This window comes from Rhodococcus sp. IEGM1428 (assembly GCF_050321865.1).
Lineage (GTDB): Bacteria > Actinomycetota > Actinomycetes > Mycobacteriales > Mycobacteriaceae > Rhodococcoides.
This window is the reverse complement of record NZ_JBNQFW010000005.1, coordinates 217,932-236,027: the sequence shown is the minus strand read 5'-3', so window position 1 is coordinate 236,027 and position 18,096 is coordinate 217,932. Positions and strand designations below refer to the sequence as shown.

General features: G+C 64.7%; 20 protein-coding genes. 8 read left to right on the top strand and 12 right to left on the bottom strand.

The genetic code is table 11. The annotated features are described in order from the left end of the window. Positions 1–83: 83 nt before the first annotated feature. Together ACQR3T_RS22310 and ACQR3T_RS22305 are read left to right on the top strand one after the other, a co-directional pair. The gene (locus ACQR3T_RS22310) at positions 84–1,610 is read left to right on the top strand and encodes an NlpC/P60 family protein (protein WP_428694856.1); all 1,527 of its coding nucleotides are present in this window, start codon (positions 84–86) and stop codon (positions 1,608–1,610) included. A gap of 21 nt (positions 1,611–1,631) precedes the next feature. Beyond that, positions 1,632–2,423, top strand: a complete 792-nt coding sequence (locus tag ACQR3T_RS22305; protein WP_080730783.1) for an acyl-[acyl-carrier-protein] thioesterase — start codon at positions 1,632–1,634, stop codon at positions 2,421–2,423. On the opposite strand, the gene ACQR3T_RS22300 is transcribed toward ACQR3T_RS22305, so the two are convergent. The 8 genes from ACQR3T_RS22300 to ACQR3T_RS22265 all read right to left on the bottom strand — a co-directional run bounded on the left by ACQR3T_RS22300 (position 2,327) and on the right by ACQR3T_RS22265 (position 11,257). Then, positions 2,327–3,790: an AMP-binding protein gene (locus tag ACQR3T_RS22300; protein WP_428694855.1), complete on the bottom strand. Its 1,464-nt coding sequence runs from the start codon at positions 3,788–3,790 to the stop codon at positions 2,327–2,329. The genes ACQR3T_RS22305 and ACQR3T_RS22300 overlap by 97 nt on opposite strands. Further along, positions 3,780–4,415 (bottom strand): energy-coupling factor transporter transmembrane component T family protein, encoded by a 636-nt coding sequence (locus ACQR3T_RS22295; protein WP_094617286.1) that lies wholly within the window; start codon positions 4,413–4,415, stop codon positions 3,780–3,782. Before ACQR3T_RS22295 ends, ACQR3T_RS22300 begins: the two co-directional genes overlap by 11 nt. Then, complete coding sequence (locus tag ACQR3T_RS22290) at positions 4,412–5,092, bottom strand: energy-coupling factor ABC transporter ATP-binding protein (protein WP_428694854.1); 681 nt, start codon at positions 5,090–5,092, stop codon at positions 4,412–4,414. Before ACQR3T_RS22290 ends, ACQR3T_RS22295 begins: the two co-directional genes overlap by 4 nt. Before the next feature lie 10 nt (positions 5,093–5,102). Next, positions 5,103–6,221: a thiolase family protein gene (locus ACQR3T_RS22285; protein ID WP_428694853.1), complete on the bottom strand. Its 1,119-nt coding sequence runs from the start codon at positions 6,219–6,221 to the stop codon at positions 5,103–5,105. A gap of 11 nt (positions 6,222–6,232) precedes the next feature. Beyond that, the gene (locus ACQR3T_RS22280) at positions 6,233–7,369 is read right to left on the bottom strand and encodes an AMP-binding protein (protein ID WP_428694852.1); all 1,137 of its coding nucleotides are present in this window, start codon (positions 7,367–7,369) and stop codon (positions 6,233–6,235) included. After that, positions 7,366–7,917, bottom strand: coding sequence for a biotin transporter BioY (locus tag ACQR3T_RS22275; protein ID WP_170944753.1), 552 nt, complete (start codon positions 7,915–7,917; stop codon positions 7,366–7,368). Before ACQR3T_RS22275 ends, ACQR3T_RS22280 begins: the two co-directional genes overlap by 4 nt. Positions 7,918–8,071: 154 nt before the next feature. After that, a complete protein-coding gene (locus ACQR3T_RS22270) occupies positions 8,072–10,303 on the bottom strand; it encodes a DUF222 domain-containing protein (RefSeq protein ID WP_428694851.1) in 2,232 nt (743 codons plus the stop codon). A gap of 102 nt (positions 10,304–10,405) precedes the next feature. Then, positions 10,406–11,257 carry an alpha/beta fold hydrolase gene (locus ACQR3T_RS22265; protein WP_032380486.1) on the bottom strand — a complete coding sequence of 284 codons (852 nt, stop codon included), beginning with the start codon at positions 11,255–11,257 and terminating at the stop codon, positions 10,406–10,408. A gap of 74 nt (positions 11,258–11,331) precedes the next feature. Between ACQR3T_RS22265 and ACQR3T_RS22260 the strand changes: the two genes are divergently transcribed. Continuing rightward, a complete protein-coding gene (locus tag ACQR3T_RS22260) occupies positions 11,332–11,913 on the top strand; it encodes a TetR/AcrR family transcriptional regulator (RefSeq protein ID WP_032380825.1) in 582 nt (193 codons plus the stop codon). A gap of 40 nt (positions 11,914–11,953) precedes the next feature. Here the strand turns inward: ACQR3T_RS22260 and ACQR3T_RS22255 are convergent, their stop codons facing one another. The 3 genes from ACQR3T_RS22255 to ACQR3T_RS22245 form a co-directional block, all read right to left on the bottom strand. Beyond that, on the bottom strand, positions 11,954–12,901 hold the full coding sequence (locus ACQR3T_RS22255; RefSeq protein ID WP_052064898.1) for a CPBP family intramembrane glutamic endopeptidase: 948 nt from the start codon (positions 12,899–12,901) through the stop codon (positions 11,954–11,956). Positions 12,902–13,014: 113 nt separating this feature from the next. After that, entirely contained in the window at positions 13,015–13,281 is a 267-nt protein-coding gene (locus ACQR3T_RS22250) for a hypothetical protein (protein WP_052070962.1), read from the bottom strand. A gap of 35 nt (positions 13,282–13,316) precedes the next feature. Next, complete coding sequence (locus ACQR3T_RS22245; protein WP_428694850.1) at positions 13,317–13,973, bottom strand: GAP family protein; 657 nt, start codon at positions 13,971–13,973, stop codon at positions 13,317–13,319. A 66-nt stretch (positions 13,974–14,039) separates the two neighbouring features. On the opposite strand from ACQR3T_RS22245, the gene ACQR3T_RS22240 reads away from it, so the two are divergent. Genes ACQR3T_RS22240 through ACQR3T_RS22230 form a run of 3 tightly spaced genes read left to right on the top strand, consistent with a single transcriptional unit; the run spans position 14,040 to position 15,759 of the window. Next, positions 14,040–14,645, top strand: a complete 606-nt coding sequence (locus ACQR3T_RS22240; RefSeq protein WP_428694849.1) for a TetR/AcrR family transcriptional regulator — start codon at positions 14,040–14,042, stop codon at positions 14,643–14,645. Positions 14,646–14,705: 60 nt separating this feature from the next. Next, a complete protein-coding gene (locus tag ACQR3T_RS22235; protein ID WP_032380483.1) occupies positions 14,706–15,248 on the top strand; it encodes a GtrA family protein in 543 nt (180 codons plus the stop codon). After that, on the top strand, positions 15,235–15,759 hold the full coding sequence (locus ACQR3T_RS22230) for a SixA phosphatase family protein (RefSeq protein WP_428694848.1): 525 nt from the start codon (positions 15,235–15,237) through the stop codon (positions 15,757–15,759). The genes ACQR3T_RS22235 and ACQR3T_RS22230 overlap by 14 nt, the downstream gene beginning before the upstream one ends. Positions 15,760–15,792: 33 nt before the next feature. Here ACQR3T_RS22230 and ACQR3T_RS22225 read toward each other — a convergent pair whose 3' ends face one another. Then, entirely contained in the window at positions 15,793–15,993 is a 201-nt protein-coding gene (locus tag ACQR3T_RS22225; RefSeq protein WP_027498199.1) for a membrane protein, read from the bottom strand. A 165-nt stretch (positions 15,994–16,158) separates the two neighbouring features. Here ACQR3T_RS22225 and ACQR3T_RS22220 point away from each other — a divergent pair, with 165 nt between their 5' ends. Continuing rightward, positions 16,159–16,749, top strand: a complete 591-nt coding sequence (locus tag ACQR3T_RS22220; RefSeq protein WP_428694847.1) for a hypothetical protein — start codon at positions 16,159–16,161, stop codon at positions 16,747–16,749. A gap of 17 nt (positions 16,750–16,766) precedes the next feature. Further along, positions 16,767–18,092, top strand: a complete 1,326-nt coding sequence (locus ACQR3T_RS22215) for a sensor histidine kinase (RefSeq protein WP_428694846.1) — start codon at positions 16,767–16,769, stop codon at positions 18,090–18,092. Positions 18,093–18,096: the final 4 nt, after the last annotated feature.

The window sequence follows — 18,096 nt, the reverse complement described above, 5'->3', positions numbered from 1 at the left end:
GTGCATGATGGGTACAGCACCCGAGTGAGACTGATCACAGCTCCTGGCTCGGGGAAGATCGTTCGAGTAGCAGGAGTCGATACATGGCAGGCGATCCATTCGCAGTCATCGTTGCCGTCATCGTGTCCGCCGCCGGTGTTGTCGCCGGAACCGACGCCCCGGCTCCGATTCCCGATCAGGCAGTGACGGATCAGGCCGCAGAAATTGCCGCCAACGCCGAGGATCAGGCGAAGACTATGAGCGATCAGTGGACCGAACTCCTGGGCACCATGCCCGAGCCTGCCGCCGACATCGCCGATCGCACGTTGTCCGACGCCGCGGACGGCTTGCACACTGCAGTCGAGCCGATGCTGCCGGGTCTTCCGGCGGTGGAAGACATCGAGGCGGCCGAGAATGCAGCGGTGCCGACCGCGGCGGAAGATGCACTGGCTGCCCTCCCCACCGCAGCTGCGGCTGTACCTGCTGCCGGCTCACCATCTGCCCCACTTCCGTTCAGCGTGTTCTCGCCGAGTGCTCTCTCGTCCGGCGCTCTTTCGTCAACCGCTCTGTCGTCCACTGCAGCCGCACTCGGTGCCGGCGCAGTCCAGTTCGCCGGCCGCACGTACACCGCCGCCGATATCGCCACCCAGACGGCGTTCATGGCGTCGGCCGAGGCCATTCGGCGCGCACTCTTTCCCGGGCTGCCCGTGACGTTCACCGGTATCAACGTGGGCCCTATCGGCTTGGGGGCGGTGGGAGCCATCACCGCCTTCGTACCGTGGTTGCAGAAAGCAGGCAACATCTGCGGAGGCGTCAAAAGCACCACGATCGCCGCACTCTATGCCGCCGAGAACGGCTTTCGGTACGGGCCGACTGCGCCTGTATCGAGCACCGGCGCACAGGGACCGGGTCAATTCATGCCGGGCACGTGGGCGACCTACGGCAAGGACTACGACGGCAACGGCGTGGTCGACGTCAACAGCGTCGGAGACGCGGTCATGGCGTCGGGCACGATGCTGTGCGATATCTACGGGCAGGTCGATGGCTGGAAGCGAGAAGGCAAAGTCTCCGGTGACACACTCGACCTGACCCTCGCCGGATACAACGCGGGCGCGGGAGCGGTGCTGCGATCAGGCGGTATGCCCTCGGGCACAGTCGATTACGAGACACAGACCAAGCCGTACGTGGCCCGCATCAGGGCGACCGAGGCGCAGTTCGCCTCGATACTGACCCCGTTCGCGGGGCTCGACCTCACCGGAATGGGCGGCCGGGCAGTGCAATTGGCGATGGACTACCTGGGGCTGCCCTACGTATGGGGTGGCGGAAACATCAACGGTCCGTCCGGTGGTGGATTCGATTGCTCCGGTCTGACGTCGTACGCCCTGTTCAAGGCCTCGGGCGGGAAGGTGACGCTGCCCCGCACCTCCGAAACACAGTGGAACATCGGCACCGAGGTTCCGATGGAACTGGCGCAGCCCGGCGATCTACTGTTCGGAAACTGGGGACCGGCGGGACCCGGACACGTGGCGATCTACATGGGGAACGGCCAGATGGTGCATGCTCCCACCACCGGTGACGTGGTTCGAGTGGCACCGGTGTTCGACGGTATGCGCGCCCGCCACATCGTCTAGGTGCGCGCGTACAGTGCGAACGTGACCAATGCACGCGTGGAACCGGCCGGCTTCGACGACGAGCTGGCACCGGAGCCACCACCCGGTGAGGGCTTCGAGACCAGTTGGCCGGTGCGGACGGGCGACATCGATCCGACCAACCGACTGCGGTTCGACGGGGTTGCGCGCTACCTGCAGGACGTCGGCACCGACAACCTCGACGCGACTCCCCTGGGCAAGACCGATCCGGTGTGGATCGTGCGGCGCACCGTGATCGACGTCTTCGAGCCCATCCACTTTCCGGACCATGTGCACATGCGTCGGTGGTGTTCGTCGATGTCGACGCGCTGGTCCAACATGCGAGTGGCGCTGACGACCCCCAAGGGTGGACGCATCGAAACCGAGGGCTTCTGGATCAACATCAGCAAGGCCACCGGCATGCCGACCCGCATCAGCGACGGGGCACTGGAGATGCTGGCCAGAACCACCGATCAGCACCGGTTGCGGTGGAAGGCATGGCTGACCGAGCCGGCACCGGCGGAATCGCACACGGACGTGCAGTTCCCTTTGCGCGCAACCGATATCGACCCGTTCAACCACCTCAACAATGCGGCGTACTGGCACGCGATCGAGGAGTTACTTGTCGAGCTGCCCCAGCTGGCGGCGTCTGCGCACCGCGCCGTGATCGAGTACCTGACCCCGGTCCTCGCGAGTGAACACGTCACACTGCGCCACCGCTACGAAGGCGGCGCGTTGACCGTCTGGTTCGTTGTCACCGGCGCATCGGGCGAGCCGACGGTGCGCACCGTGGCCAAGGTCGCACCCAAGGCCTGATGGTCGAGCTTGCCGCGCGGGGTGCGCGGTAAGGCGTCCACGACGGCGATCACCACGGGCAGGCTCGGGCTCGGTAACATCGAGCGGACGCGCCGACGTATCTGCGCCACTGTGGGTGAGTTCTGCTGGGCTACAACCACTCCCGCCGCCGGCACCTCACCGGTGCGATCGTCGGGAACGCCGACAACTCCGGCATCGAGAACACCGGGGATCGACAACAGTGCCGCCTCGATCGGGGCCAGCTCGACCGTGAGCCCGGCTCGAACGATCGTCTCGCTGCCGCGGCCGAGCAACGTCAGTCGACCCTCGTCGACACTGCCGCGATCGCCGACCGTCATCCACCCGTCGACGGGCCCGTTGGTCAGGGTGGTGTGGTCGCCGACTCGGCTCAGGTAACCGTCGAACAGCATGTCGCTGCGCACGTGCAGCAGCTCGTTCCTGGTCTCCACCTCCACCCCGCCGAACAACGCGCCCTCCGCACTCGCTCCCTCGACACCCGTGCCGCCGGGAGTTCGACGGTCGTACGAGACGAAGCTCAGTTCCGATGCACCGTAGAAGTGCGTCATGGTTGCGTTCGGTAACACCGTCGCCAATGCCGTGCGGGCAGACTGCGGCCATCGCGCCGCAGACGAGAGCACCTCGCGGACGCAGGGATACCGTGCGTTTGAGCGAGCGATGTCCCAGGCGATGGTCGGTACCGAATAGAGATGTGTCGGAGCATCTTCGAGAGCGACCGCCGCCTTCCGTAGATCCACCGTCGCACCGCGGGTGAGCCCGTGCAACGCACCGTAGAGAAAGTGCGTGTGATCGAGGGTGCCCGATGCAGACACTCGATCGCCCGGCCCGAGCTCGAACAGTGCATCGGACCGGTCCAGCGTGGCAGCCCACGACGCCTGATCCCGAACGAACAATTTGGGTGGTCCGGTCGTCCCCGAGGTGATGCCGACCAGGAGTTCGGCGCTGCGTGCGGGTGGATCGAGCGGCGCGGCACGGCCGGTGGTGAGCTCCTCGGGTGCCAGCACTGTGTCGGCACCCCAACGATGTACTCGTGCGTGCTGGCGCGGATGCGCGACAATCAGCGAGGGCTCACACACTGCCGTGACATCGGCGAATTCTCGATCCAACAGATGTCGATGCAGCAGAACGACACTCACCCCGGCATGCATCGCCGCCAGAACCACGACCAGCGACCCGATGTCCGACGTCGGCAGTACCGCGATGCGACGCATGCCCGTCAACGATCCCGCGGTGCGCTCGACCCGATCCCAGAATTCGCGGTAGCTGATCTCGCCGGTTGCGTCGACGATCGCTGCGTCCTGTCGCCCGGAATGCCGAGCGACGCGCGCGGCGAGCAGCTCACTCGTCATCGTCTGTACCGTCGTCATCTATACCGTCGTCGTCCACACCGCGCGCGACGAGGGCATCACCCATCGCATCCGCAGTGCGGAGGGCGCGCACCAGAACCGGGGTTGCCAGAGCCGTCATGGACCACTGCAGTCCGCGGGCTTTGCGCGCCTGGGACACTTCTTGGACGATGGAGGCCAGCAGCGGGATGCACCTAATGGCAAGGGCCAGCAGCAGTCCGATGCGATCCGGGTCGACGCCGAAGCGTCGGATCGGCCCGAGTGCTCTCGTGACGGTGTCGAGCATGTCGGTCACCCGGGTGGTCAGCGTGACCAGTGCCGCCAGGGCAACAGAGATCACCAGCACCCCGCACACCACCACCGCGCGCTGCCACGTGGTGATCAGTATCTGGAACACGCCGATGATCAGCAACATCCACAGCACCGGACGAAGTTGCGCCAGAGCTACTTTCGCGGGAATACCGGCCACAGCGAACAGGGCGGCGACCACGAGAGCCACCACGCCCACCTCGAGCGGGGTGCGCGCGAAGATCACGGTCGCCAAAATTGCAACTATGAGCGACAACAGTTTCCAGCCCGGGCTCATTCGGTGCAGCAACGATGTACCGGGGCGGTAGAGACCGATCACCCGATCAGCTCCCGATACGCCGGAACCGCTGCGGCGGGGGCACCGTCGAACGCGACGCGGCCGTCGTCGATGACGATGACACGCTCGAAGCTGTCCAGCAGAGCGAGCTGATGAGTCACGACGACGACTTGCTGATCCATCGAATCCAGAGCCTGAGCGACGACGCGTCCGTTGCGCAGGTCGAGCAACGTGGTCGGCTCGTCCGCAACAACCACCTCCGGCCGCCTGATCAGTACGGCACCGATCGCGAGCAATTGCTTCTGCCCACCGGAGAGCAGGTGCGCCGGGTGATCGCGATGCTGATCCAGTCGAAAGCGGACGAGGATTTCGTCGACGCGGTCTGCGACCTCTGTTTTGCTCAGCCCGGACCTACGCAGAGAGAACGCGAGATCCTCGGCGACAGTCGGCATGACGATCTGCGAATCGGGGTCGGTGAAGACGAACCCGACCTTCTTGCGAACCTGCGCACCCTTCTTCGCCGCGTCGACGCCGTCGACGGTGACGCGGCCGGAGTCGGGCTTGATCAGCCCGTTGATCATCCGAGCCAGCGTCGACTTCCCCGACCCGTTCGATCCGATGATGCCGATGCGTCGCTCGTCGAATTCGATGTCGATGTCATGCAGTACCCGCCGCTCCCCGAAGGAGTGGGAAATGTTCTCGAACTTGATGCTGCTCATGTAACCCTGCTCATGTCACTCGCTCCACCAACATCGCTATTCCTTGCCCGCCGCCGATGGCGCAGGCCGCCAATCCCAGTGCCGGACCACTCGGTTGCAGCATTCGCGACGCCAAACGCACCAGCAGAATTGCACCCGATGCGCCCCACGGGTGACCCATCGCAATCGCCCCTCCGTCCGGGCAGATGCGCTCGTCGTCGATGCCCAGCGCATCCGAGACCGCGAGCACCACCGATGCGAATGCCTCGGTGATCTCGATGACCCCGATCTCGTCGAGTGACACCCCGGTGCGCCCCAGTAGCTTCTCGATCGCAGGCACCGGTCCCAGACCGGGCAGTGCCGGATCGGACCCGGCCACCGCGCTGCCGAGAATGCGCAGTGCCGGCATACCAGCGGCACGTTCGGCCGTGGTGATCGCCAGAACTGCGGCACCGTCGGAGATTCCGCAGGAATTGCCGGCGGTGACGGTGCCGTCGGAGGTGAACGTGGGACGCAGTCTGCCCAGGCGCTGGGCAGTCATGTTGGGGCGGATGCGTTCGTCTGCGCTCAACTGTCCGATCGGGACGATTTCGGCGGAGAAGTCGTGTGCGGCGGCTCGTGCGAAGGACCGTGCGGCGTACTCGTCCTGCCGCTGCCGGTCGATTCCACGCATTCGCGCGAGATCGTCTGCCGCAACACCCATGTCAGGATCGTCGTAACCGTGGGGAGCGAATGGTGCTCGGGTGTACCGAACAGGTTCTGCGCCGTCGGCCGGGGGCCAGAACCGCCACGGACTCGTACTCGCCGACTCGACGCCACCTGCGAGAATCAACGTCTCGTCGCCACTGCGGATGCGCGACGCGGCCTGCATGACAGCGTCGAGTCCGGATCCACACTGGCGGTCGAGGGTAACGCCGGGGACGTCGACACCGAGTCCCGCGAGCAGGGCCGATACACGCGCAACGTCGCCGCCGGGACCGAGACAGTTGCCGAGGATCACGTCGTCGATCGGGAGTTCGAGTGAACTGATCTCTGCTGCAACAGCTTTCAGCACCGGTGCAGCGAGGTTCGGGGCGGTGACATTGGCGAAGCCGTGACCAGCAATACCGATCGCGGTTCGTTTAGCCGCAACGATCACGGGAGTACTCACAGCAGGGACATTCACAGCAGGGCTTTCCGGGCGATCTTGCCGCTCGAGGTACGGGGCAGCTGCTGCACCACCGTCCACCGTCGCGGCAGTGCCTCCTTGGTCATGATCGAACGGGCGTCGGCGCGGATACGGTCGAGATCGCGCGATCCGTCGAGTTCGATGACGGCAGAGACCGTTTCACCCAACGCCGTGTGGGGAGATCCGATGGCAGCCGCGGCTCGAACGCCGTCGAGTGCGGTCAGGATTCGCTCGACGTCCTCTGCAACGACGGTGGTGCCGCCGACATTGATCGCCGCGTCCCCCCGACCATGGACGAGCAGTTCGCGGCCGCTGAGCTCGGCCAGATCACCGACGCCGCACCAGCCAGTGGTGCCGAGTGCCGAGTACGGCGAATGGACGAAAAGATACCCGTCTTCGGTGCGCGCCTCGACATCGCGGAGCAATCGCAGTGCCGCGTGCTCGCCTGTCACCCGTGCCGCCACCAACGACAGTTCTGCCGAGCCGTAGTACTCGACCAACCTGACGCCCATGGCCGAGATCGTCTGCGCTGCAACGAGATCGAGTCCGGCACCAGCCGCGACCGCCACCCGCGCACCGGGCATCCGACGAACCGTGTCGCGAAGGACCGCTGGCACTGCGTGAACCGCCGTCGCCAGGGCCGGGTCGTCGGTGACGCAGGCCCCCAGCCACAGTGCGTGCACGGCGGCGAACAGGTGCATCGTGGCGTGCAATGGTCCGGTGATCAGTACCGAATCGGTGGGGCGGATGTCGGTGATCTCGGTGAACTCGGGGAAGCTGTCGACCCACGACGCGGCAGTGCGTTCGAGCGGCTTGGGGCTTCCGGTGGAGCCTGAGGTCGCGACCAGCAAGAAAGCGTCGGGACTCGGCCCCTCCGCACGATCCGGCCTGGTGGCCGGATCCTCGACTCGCACCGCACTTCCCTGCCGCGCCGCCGCAAAAACGCAGATCAGCGCCTCGGGTAGCTCGAGCGCTGAGGCGTCGTGCACCGGGAGGTGAGGCCATTGCTCGACGGCAGCGTCGAGGTCGGCGTAGGTGAGCGTGCGACCCGACCAGACGATGGCCGGGTCGTCGGCCCGGTCACTTACGCTGCCGTTGTCGTCACCTCGACCTCCCAGCTCGAGAGTCACGCCTTGATCAGGCCCGGGTATGCACGGTGAACGCTCTTGGCGACGACGGTCGCGACAACGACCTTGGCGATGTCACCGGGCAGGAACGGGCCGTTGGACGTGATCGCGGCCCAGACTCCGACGTCGGTACGCAGGATCAGACCGATGATCCCGAAGACGTACACCACCACGATGCCGCCGACGGCATTGATCGCCAGACCGAGCGCGATCGAGTACTTCGGCAGGATGCGGGCGGTGAGCCAGCCGATAAGCAATGCTGCCGGTATCCAGCCGATGAGGTACCCGACGGTGGGCCCGGCCATCGCAGACAGACCGGTACGTCCACCCGCCAGCAATGGGAGGCCGATCATCGTCAGCGCGAGAAACACCAGGACCGCAGCAGTGCCTTTCCTGGCGCCGAGGATCGCGCCGGACAGAATGATGCCGAGGGTCTGCAGGGTGATGGGGACGCCGGAGAAGCCGACCGTGATCGATCCCGGCAGGCCGAGAGCAGCGATGAGCGCTGCGAACACTGCGATCTGCGCCATGTCGCGGGCGGAGACGTTCATTCGGCTGACCTTACGGCTCGGCGGACGAGTACTGCTGTCGACATCTGACACGGGTGGCTCCTCGAGGAGTGGGGCGGTCACCTGCCCCAAAGACTTGAACGGCGTTCAAGGTAGCAGGTGTGCGGTTCTGACCACACCCTGGACGGTCTTTTGTTCAAAAGGGAGCGGGATCGTATCTGCTCCGGTCGAGTCGAATGCGCACGTGTACGACGCGGCAGTGGTCGAGGTAGACACGTCTCTTCTCTGCCAGTTTCTTCCGTGCAATGTCCGATGACGCGGAACGGAGATCCGCGAGTGTCGGCGGTGCAGAGCTGCTGTACTCGAGCTCCCATCGGGTGGGTTCGAACGGGGACAGCTCACTGTCGCCCGACTTCTTCCGGCGACGGCGACGTCGAGGAGGCGACGCGATCGAGAACTCCGGCAGCGTGACCGCGCGTAGACCGAGAGAGTTCGACCACAGAATTGCCCCTCCGGCGAGCATCACCGCCGACCACGCTTTCGACGTCTTCGCCTGATGGTGAAATACGCACACCGGTTGAAGATTGGTCACGATCGTCCAGCCGCCACGCCCCGGATCGTCCTTGTCGAATGAGACCACATGATCGATCTGACACCGGGCCGAGGGCACGTCACAATTGGGGAACGTGCACGTGCGATAGGCCGTCCGCACGAAAGTGGCAACGCGCGCGCTCGGCCGATAGGTCACCGCGGCTCGCGACGGAACGCATTCTCCGCCATGACCGTCGGGAAAAATCCCGCGCGCACGCTCGGGCTGTTCGGCAATCCAACCGAGCCAGCGTGCGACAAGCCCATCGCGGACAGACTCCTCCCCCAGAATCCGATCGGCCGGCGGACAACCTTGGGCGCATGCGCCGCGCATCGGCGGAAGCTGAGCGGCACTGCGCACCCGGCCGATGCCCACCACTGTGCGCAACAGACGGAAGCCGGGTGGAGACGGACCGACGCGGTCTTCGGAGGTTTCGGGATCGTCCCGATCGAGTGGGCCTGCCGGGTGGGTCGATCCCTTGATCGAGGGACCGCGGCCGTCATCCGGGTCGTTGCCTCCGGTGGAACCACTGCCTTCATCGCCGGGCCAATCGTCGCCGGGTCCGCCGGGCCCATCGTTGTCAGAACCGCCAGGCCCATCGTCGCCAGAACCGCCAGGCCCATCGTCGCCAGAACCGCCGGGCCCATCATCATCCGGGCCGCCGTCATCCGGGCCGCCGTCGTCCGGGCCATCATCATCCGGGCCGTTGTCATCCGGGATGTCGTCATCATCCGAGCTGTCGTCATCCGGGCTGTCGTCATCCGGATCGTCGTCGTTCGAGCGCTTGCCCTTCGGGCTCTCGTCGTTCGGGCTCTCGTCGTTCGGGCTCTTGTCGTTCGAGCTCTCGTCGTTCGAGCCGCGCTCGTCGGGGCCGTCCTGCTCGGGCTTCAGCATGTCGACCAACTCGGTCAGCATTGCCTGCCACTTCGCATCGGCGGCGACGAAGCGCACCACCTCGGGATCGATCGGAGTCCCGTCCGCCAAGGTCGCGGGCTCCGCGGACAGTCCCAGCAGCGTCTCCACCGCCACCACGATCTGCAGGAGGTGTCCGCGCCTCGGTGGAAGATCGTCGGCGGCACCGGCAACCGGGCACTCGTCACCGAGATCGCACTGACAGACCAGCGAATGCTCGCCGTGCAGCAAGGCCATCAGTCCGGCGGCCCGCAGCATCCCCGTCGACCGCGGATCGTCCTTGCAGACCGTGCCGACGATCTCGACGATGAGTGCATCTGCTTCGGCCGATTCCAGATCCGTGATCTTCGCGATGAGCGTCGAAATACCGCCAGGACCGGTTCGCACGATCCGCACTCCGACTTCCTCCGACTTCGCCGTCTCGCGAGCCTGCGCAGCACCGTCCGGATCGGCCTTCATCCACAACCGCCAGATTCGGTTCCGCAAGGCCTGCGGGCGCATTCTGCCCCCTGCAGCGCAGACCTCGTATTCGATTGTCGAGATGGTCTCGTCAGTGGCGCGATGCAACACCGAGGTGATGGTGACCACCGTCGACCAGTCGAAGCTTCCGGTCACGAAACTCAAGGCCGTCAACGGCATTCGATGCAAACGCTCCGCGACGTCGTGCACCACCGATGCATCGCGACGCGTGCCGGTCATCGTCACGGCCAAGTCGCACAACGCGCCGCGGACCGTCTCGCCCGGATCGCCACCGGCGGCTTCGGCAGCCTCCAGTCGCATCTCGAGTACGTCGCAGTACGCGAGTACGGTCCCGGCCCTGGCAAGGTTCTCGTGGACGCGGTTGAGCGCGATGACGTCGAGAAACCCCGCAATGCAGTCATCGACCGGTGGCGTTTCCGCCACGCCCCACCCCCCGGTATCGAACATGCATTCGATCTTACGAGAGGGGTCCGACAAGAAAATCTCACGCGCATTTGGCGTCAGGATCGGTACGACTACAACGTGGCCCCAGCCTCGGCAATCATGGAGTCACCGAGAAGTAACGTGTGCCGGGTCGGCCGGGACGAACTCTCGCAGGGCAGCCGCGAACCGTTCGGGCTGGTCTTCCGGAATGAGTGTCCACGAGTCATCGATGAGCACCTGACGTGCATCGGCAAACAACTCTTGCAAGCGGCCGGCATGGATGAGCGGCATCATCGTGTCCTCTGTCGCCCAGACCACGAGGACCGGGCGGTCGAACGTCGAGAGCCGAGAGGCCCACGTCAGCAACGTCTTTCGCGATGGTGTGCCGGTGGCGAACTTCCGCAGATCGCGGCGAATCTCCGCGCTGCGCGTTGCAGGCGCGAACCAGTCGTCGAGCACCTCGTCGGGGATCCCGTGCTTGCTGAGCCCGCCCCATGCGCGCTTGTTGTGTCGAACGAACTTCGTGGCCAGCAGTCGCAGAAACAGCGAGGTGCCACCGGGCACTCGGCACAGCACCGCTGCGGGTCGGGCAGGCAGCGGCGGAAAATTGTCGAAGGCCTCGCATGACGCGAGGACCAAACGTCCGACTCGATCGGCGCGGCCGTCGGAGACGATGAATTGTCCGCCGCCGCTGTCGTTGAGCACCAACGTGACATCGGCGAGGTCGAGCGCCTCGAGAAAGTCGGCGATGATCCTGGCGATGCCGCGCTGCGTGAGGTCGGCCTCCGGTTTCATCGGGCTCCGATGTCCGCCCAACGGCAGCGTCGGAGCGATGCAGCGATATCCCCCGAGGAGTGGGATCACTTTGCGCCACTGTGTCTCGTTCATGAGTAGTCCGTGCCCGAAGACGAGCACCGGACCGTCACCGCCGGTGTCGAGGTAGTCGATCGGTCCAGCCGCCAGGTCGATTCGCTTCACAGATCCTCCACTGGATAGATCGTTCTAGTGAATCGGAAGGTACTCTGGGCCTTTCTCGGATGCAAGGACAATTCATGGCCAACGACACTCGCGCGCGAATCCTCGAAGCGACCGCCGAGCTGTACCGGCGTCAAGGTATGACCGCGACCGGACTCAAACAGATCGCCGCGGCGGCAAACGCCCCCTTCGGGTCCATCTATCACCACTTCCCCGGCGGCAAGGAACAGATCAGCGAAGAAGTCATCCATGCCGAGGGCGTGCGCTACGGCCTCCTTGTCGCCCGTCAGCTGGCCGCCGTCACCGATGTGGTGGACGGGATACCCGAGATCTTCGCCTCGGCGGCAACACTGTTGGTCGAGCTCGACTACACCGAGGCGTGCTCCATCGAGACCATCGCACTCGAGGTGGCCAGCACCAACGAACGATTGCGTCTCGCAACGGAAGCCGTGTTCACCGGCTGGATCGACGGCCTCACACAGTGGTTCACCGAAACCGGCCTGCCGGACGAAGTGTGTCGGAGCCTGGCTCTGGGATGCCTGACGAGCCTCGAAGGTGCCTTCGTGTTGTGCCGCAGCTTGCGGTCCACAGAACCGATGATCGCCGCCGGTCTGGCCGTCCAGGATCGAACGCGCGCGGCTGTGCACGCGGGTACCTAGTGCGTACGGGTCAGGGTTGTACGGGTCAGGGTTGTACGGGTCAGGGCTTGACGGGCGGGTTTCTTCTTGGTGTATCCGGATCGAGCTTCTCGGGATTGAGCACGACCTCGGCCACCATCGGCGTTGTCTCGACGGTCGAATCGCCGTAACGAACGGCCACCGTGTTCGGCAGAAACGCCTCGAGAGCCCTCGGGGTCAGCCACCACAACAGCGCAGTGAACAGGATCAGGATGTTGACCCACTGCATGATCGTTGCGGCATTATCGGACGGAATCACTCGATCGAACACCTGAACGTTCATCACCAGACCGTGCACTGCGATCAACACCCACAGCCGTCGGTAGCGATAGAACACCCACACCGCCGCTGCACCCCAGCACAGCGCCCAGAGAAAACCGCCACCGCCGAAGTACAGATAGAGGAAGCCCCGCATCGTCGCCGACAACGCCATGATGGCCCAGATCGGCAACCTGCCGACGAGCAGCAACACCGGCAGCGCCACCAGTATGGGCTCCTCGCGCAGACCGACGGCCAGCGCGGAAACCACTGCAAGCCAATCGGATTCGACCGAAGCCGGAACCGAGAAGCTGAAGCGGAGCACATCCATCCGAGACAGCACGAGCAGCAATGCCGACGCAGCACCGATTGCAGCGCACCAGGTGATCGCCGCCTCGAGCGCAGTACCGCGACGCATCGGCCATACCGCGGGCAACGTGCGACGCCGAACGAAATACACCGCAGCGATAGCCGCCGCCCCGATCGCCACCTGAACCAGACCGACCGCAAGGTCCATCCATTGATCCGACAGTGTGAGTACGGGCGCAGGCGCATTCGGCTCGCGGAAACGCCACAGCGCACCCACCAGACCGATGAAGTAGACGATGCCCCAACCGGCCACCAGAGCCAGAATCGACACGGCCGTGCCGACTGCGGTCAAGCCACGTCGACGCGAGTGAGCCGCGGCATTCGCATCCAGACTGCTCGCCACCAGGTCACCACCATCCAATCAGCACCGCATCGCCTGTCATCGAACAGCTGTCGACCCCCGGACTTGTTTATCATGCGGGGGCCGAAAATTCAGTACCGTCGCAGCGACGTCGGTCACCGTCGACCATCGCGGTCCGGTGTGTCGGTCGGATCCTCGCGTCCGAAAATGTCGTCGCGTAACTCCCCGACAATTCCGCGCCTGTCGGTGGCACGCCGCGAGTCCCATACGTCCACCACAGCGAGGACCATCAGGACACAGCCGAGTGGGCCGCCCTGGAACCAGAACACCCGCAGGTCCCAGAAGAACAGCGCCAACACTGCGCCGACGACAATCATGACGATGCTGCGCGCATCGGTTGCCCGAAATTTTCCTGCACTCATCACGCATCCTTTCCTCGGGTCGACCGGGGCCGACGTCACACCAGGTTCATCTCGACCGCCGCATCTGCGACCAGCAGCGCACCCACGACGATCAGTACCGTTCCCACCACGTCCTGGCTCCAGCGTTCGACGCTGTGCATCAGACGCCACAGAATTGACGAAACCAGTTGCGATGCAGCGACTCTGACGGTGAGGAGAACCAGAGCCGGTAGCAGGGTGACGAGTACGTAGACCGCGAGAATCGCGACCGAGAATGCCCATCCCCGTGCGGATGCGGCCACCGCCTCGATCGCGGCGAAATACGGCAGCATCGTCGACACCTCGACCGCGCCCACTGCAACAGCGAGGAGGACCACCCCTCGCGCACTCGCAGGTGCCCGCATCCACCACGCACCACTCGGGCGTCGACGCCGTCGGTCGCAGACGAGCCCCGCGAGCAGAACGACACCACCCACGGTGATCCGCACCCACGCATGTCCAGGTACGGCATGGGTCATAAGGGCAAAATTCACATCGTTGAACACCGTCAGCAGCGCGATCCCGACTCCGAGATACAGCAGCCCCAGCACGCTCAGGTGCAACAGAACCCCTCGAACCCGGAACGACGGCCGCATCATCATCCACAGCGGGACGACGAGCGTGCCGGCACCGATGCTGTCCACCAGCGCCAGCCCGACCACGTTAAAAAACACAGCTGTACCATAACATTTATTTCACACATCTGTGTCGGAAAAATCCATACGTGCTAGAACAGACCGATGCCGAAGATCGTCGACCACGAAGCTCGCCGAGCGGAGATCGTCGCCGCCGTCTGGCGCGTGATCGAGCGAGCGGGGATGAACGGGGCGACCGTGCGCAGCGTCGCCGCCGAGGCCGGCGTCTCCCCCGGATCACTGCGGTACTACTTCTCCGACCAAGGAGAACTGGTGCTGTTCGCAGCCGAGGCCATGACGCAGCGCATCGTGCATCGGTTGGAAGCACACCCCACCGAGGGTGCCGGACTGGCGCGCGCTGTCCGAGTCCTCGAAGAAATGCTCCCACTCGACGAGAACCGCCGCGTCGAGGCGTCGGTATGGCTCGAGGCGATCGCCCGAGCCCGATTCGACGACCGGTTGGCCGCCCTCAAGACCGCGGGATGGTTCGGGAGCCGGTACCTGTGCCGACTCGCGTGGGCGCACCTACGCGATCTGGATCTGCCGAACTCGCCGCAATTCTCGTTCGGAAGCGACGCGGACGAGTATGCCGTCGCCGAACTACACATCTACGTCGACGGGCTCACGCTGCACGCAGTGACGTATCCCGAACAACTCCCATCCGACGAGGTGCGCCGACTGCTGCGGTACTACCTGACGACGCGGCTCTAGCCGGTCTTCGCAGCCGCGACGAACAAGGCCCGATCCGTTACTCGAGGTAACGTCGATGGGATGCATGTGTCCGACCGTCTCACCGACCACGTTCCCGAGCGATGGCTCGAGCCCCTCGTCAAGCACGCCGAGGCTCTCAAGTTCCTCATTGTCGGAGCGATCACCTTCGTCGTCACCGTCGTACTGTTCTTCGGCCTGAAGTGGACGATCCTGCAGGACAAGCCGGTGACAGCGAACGTTCTGGCCGTGCTGATCGCGACGATCGTGTCGTACATCCTCAACCGGGAATGGTCGTTCACCGCCCGCGGCGGACGTCGCCGTCACCACGAGGCAGCGCTGTTCTTCGCCGTCGCCGGAACCGGCCTGGCAATCAACCAGCTACCGCTGTGGGTGTCCAGTTACATGCTGGATCTGCGCGCTCCGAACGTGTCCTTCCTCACCGAAAACATCGCCGACTTCGTCAGCGGCTCGATCATCGGCACACTGCTGGCGACCGCGTTCCGATGGTGGGCAATGCGCAAGTTCGTCTTCCCGGAACCGGTGAATGTTGTCCCCGATTCTGCGCCTCTGACCGTTTACGGTGGACGGCATGGCGACCTCTAGGACCCTCGTGCTGATGCGGCACGGCAAATCCGGCTACCCCGACGGCGTTCCCGACCACGAGCGACCGTTGGCGCCGCGCGGCGAACGCGAGGCGGGACTTGCCGGAGCCTGGATTGCCAAGCACGTCGGCCGCGTGGACGCAGTGCTGTGTTCGACGGCCCTGCGCACTCGCGAAACCCTGGCCGCCACCGGCCTCGGTGACACACCCACTCGGTTCGAGCGCGACATCTACGGCGGATCCGCAGACGAGATCATCGACGAAATCCGTCTCGCCGACACGTATTTTGACGACGTGACGGTATCGACCTTGCTGGTCGTCGGGCACGAGCCCGGAATCCCTTGGACTGCACTCGAATTGGCGGCAGACGATGACACCGACGTCGCCCGCGAGGTTCGGCACCGCTTCCCCACTTCTGCGATAGCAGTGCTCACCACCGAAAAATCGTGGGCAGAGCTCGCAGCAAGCTCGGCCACGATCACCGAGTTCTGCATCCCGCGCGCAGATCAGTAGTCAGTGTTTATCGGAAGTCAGTGCTTTAGGTAATCAGCGGTTCCTGAGGTACAGGTAGCCGGCACCGCCTGCTGCGATCAGCAGAATCAACGCGGCGGGGAACCCGAGCAGCCACCACACCACTGCCAGCACCACCAGCGCAGGTGCGGCGGCGATCAATGCGATGCCGGGATTTTCACGAACCGTCTCCAACGCGGACTGTGCGTGCACTCTGTCGATCTTCTTGCCTGCCATGGCGGACTCCCTGGTATTGCCTACGTGTCCTGTATGCGTGATTCCACAGTAGCGCGTTCGGCTACGACTTTCGGTGGAGCGCAGGGTCGTACCTTCGGCCGAACCACCAGCTACGACGCCTCCGCGGGGGTATCGCGCGCACGTCGGCTGCGGTGAGATCGGGCAATGAACAATCCGATTCTGATCACGATCGCGGTCTGCGAAGTCGGCTTCTGGGTACTGGTGGTCGGCGGACTGTGCCTGCGCTACCTGGCCCGCATGAGACGCGCCAGCACGATCACGCTCGCCCTCCTCCCGATACTCGACCTAGTCCTCGTCGCGGCGGTGGCCCTGGATCTGCACCGCGGCGGCGAGGTCGAATTCGCCCACCGTCTCGCCGGCATCTACCTCGGCTGGACCGTCGTATTTGCACGCTCCACCGTGGCTTGGCTCGATGTGCGATTCGCGCACCGATTCGCCGGCGGCCCCGCACCGGTGAAGCCTCCCAAGAGCGGCCCGCAGGCCTACCGCAACGAGATCCGAGGATTCGTGAAGTGGCTGTGCGCAGCGGCGATCGCTCTGGTGATCACCTACGGACTCGCGTACACCGTGGCAGACTCGGAGCAGGCAGCAGCGCTGAAGACCGTGATCCAACCGCTCGGCGTCATCACGTTCTTCTGGTTCGTGACCGGACCACTGTGGGTTCTGGGTTCCAAGAACACAGACTCGAAAGATGCGAGCTCGAAAGATACTGCAGGAGAACGGAGTCGACACTGATGCTGGGAGGTTCGCGGGTGCCGGCTGGTTCCACGATGCTGCGCAGGTTCAGACCCGCGTGGCGGCCGCTCAATCCCGCCGTACTGCCGATCGAAATGCTGCTTGCCACCGTTGTCTACGCCGGGTTCCAGCTCTCGACGGGCATGGTCGGTGACACCAGAGACGAACTCGTCGGCAGCCCAGCCCTGATCGCGGTGAGTGTCGTCGCCATCATCGCGATGACTGCTGTGACGTGTGCACGCCGGTCGTTTCCCGTCACGTCCTATCTGACGGTGGTAGCCATCAGTGTCGCGCTGATTATGGTTCTGCCCGACCGCACTCTCGGGTTCACCCCGCTCTACTGGTTTGCCATCGCCGCGTTGGCCATTCGGGTGACCGGGCTACGCCTGTTCGCACCCCTCGCGCTCGGGCTGATCCTCGAAATCGCCGTCAGCGTCGACACCCGCCTATCCTTTCCGGATGCCGCAGCAGGCCCCGGTGGAACGATCGGCGTGGTGGCCGAGCAGGTGGCGAATCTGATCATCAACTACACGGTGCTCATCGCACTCGGAAAATACATCGCGCGCAACCGGACCCAGGAACTCGAGAACGAGGCGGCACTGAGCCGAGCCGAACTGGAACACCGGCAACAACTGGATGCGGCACTGGACAACGAACGAAGAACCATGGCTCGCGAACTCCACGACGTCGCTGCCCACCACCTGACCGGAATGCTCATCCAAGCCAAGGCTTCCAAGACTCTCATCACGAGCGACCCCGAGCAGGCACGCGAACTACTCACCGGCGCAATCGGTCACGGCCAGCGCACCCTCGACAGCCTGCGCCAGATCGTCGGCATCCTGCGCCCGAGCACCACCGACGACGGACATGGGAACAACAGCGCACCGCAGCCGATGATCGCCGACATCCCCGGTCTGATCGAGCAATCACGAATGTCGTTCGCGTCCATCGAGACCGACATCGGGGTAAACACCGCCGGAGACACGGGGGACACCGACAGCAACATCGACACCGACAGCGCTGTGCAATTGACGTGCTACCGCATCGTTCAGGAGGCGTTGTCCAATGCCCGACGCCATGCGCCCCACTGCGATGTGACCGTGCAGGTATCCGATCGTTCGTCGGTCATCGAGGTGACCGTGAGCAACACGATCACCTCGGACGCCTCCGGCCGGAGTGAATCGGCAGGGCAGGGTTTCGGCATCCCGGGAATGCAGGAGCGAGCCGCACTGCTCGGAGGGACCCTCGACGCCGGATTGTCGGCCGACGGAACGGCATGGTCGGTGCGCGCTCGGCTGCCTGTCAACGGAAAGATCTCCCGACCCACAGAGCTGATTGCATGATCGG